The 1,180-nt window shown below is 57.3% G+C and carries 1 protein-coding gene; it reads left to right on the top strand.

The window, feature by feature from the left end; translation table 11 throughout:
- Positions 1–188 precede the first annotated feature (188 nt).
- Positions 189–1,169, top strand: a complete 981-nt coding sequence (locus tag AC1D00_RS42010) for an ABC transporter substrate-binding protein (protein WP_477014760.1) — start codon at positions 189–191, stop codon at positions 1,167–1,169.
- The last annotated feature ends 11 nt before the right edge of the window (positions 1,170–1,180 follow it).

The raw sequence follows: 1,180 nt of genomic DNA, 5'->3' as shown, positions 1-1,180 counted from the left end.
CCCAATACCCGAGGCAGCTCCTAAAACCCGACTTCCTTCTAAACCGGCCCTGTGGCAGCAGATCGACGCGAATGACCCCTAGCAGAAGAGAGGGCGTTTGCAGTCGAGGTCAGAAAGTGACCTGCACCGACGGTCAAGAGGTGGTATCGTGCGTTTGGTCGTCGTCCTCAGGCTGCTAAGAGGATGGAATGAAGCGGCGAGAGTTCATTGCGGGAACTGCGGCGCTGTTCATTTCGCCCCGCCCATCGCACGGGCAGGGTAAACGTCGTCGGCTCGGCTTTCTCGCCATAGGCGATGGAAGCGGGAAGGCCCTCAATCAAGCCGAGCTTGCGTTCCTTGATGCGCTGCGAAGCCTAGGTTGGATGGAGGGAAAAAACCTGGGCATCGAGTATCGGTTTTCTCAACCCGCAGATCGACTAAAAGATTCCGTCACCGAGTTGATGGCCCTCGGCCCCGACATCCTGATCGCTCCGGGGCCGCAAGCAGCTTTAGCGCTCCAATCCGCGACCGGCACTATTCCCATTGTATTCGTGGGTGTCGCTGATCCCGTGCACCTCGGCCTCGTACAAAGCCTGTCGCGACCAGGTGGCAACACAACGGGCATGACGACCAATGTTCCCGACGACTTCTTCGCAAAACGCCTCGAAATTCTTCGAGAACTTGTTCCCGGCGCTTTCAAAATCGCAGTCTTGGTCAATCCAGACAATCCACTGCAAAAGCTGTACTTCGCGGAAGAGATCCCGCGCATAGCCCGGAGCCTCGGCGTGGCTCTGCCTCTCGTTCCGGCGACCACGGCAGAAGAACTCGACATTGCCTTTGCCTCGGCCACCGCCCAACAAGCCGATGCGATCATTGATTTTGGAGATGCGCTCACCTATGCCCAGGCGCAGCGGATTATCGCGCTCGCGGCTAAGTATCACCTGCCAGCAAATTACTTATTCCGACATTATGCTAACGGGGGATTATCGGTATACGGGGCCGATACAGCCGATTTATTCCGCCGCGCGGGCGACTATGTAGACAAGATCCTCAAGGGTACCAAACCTGCGGACCTCCCGGTACAGAGACCAACCAAATTCGTCCTCATTATCAACATGAAGACGGCCAAAGCGCTCGGTCTTACCGTGCCGCCCTCGTTGCTGGTACGGGCCGACGAGGTGATTGAATAATAGCTCCGCCG

This window comes from Bradyrhizobium sp. P2_E8 (genome assembly GCF_056403875.1).
This window is presented reverse-complemented; position numbering and strand designations above follow the sequence as displayed.

Bases quoted from the DNA above. Each gene is read 5' to 3' on its own strand.
- AC1D00_RS42010 (WP_477014760.1), top strand. From the start codon at position 189: ATGAAGCGGCGAGAGTTCATTGCGGGAACTGCGGCGCTGTTCATTTCG.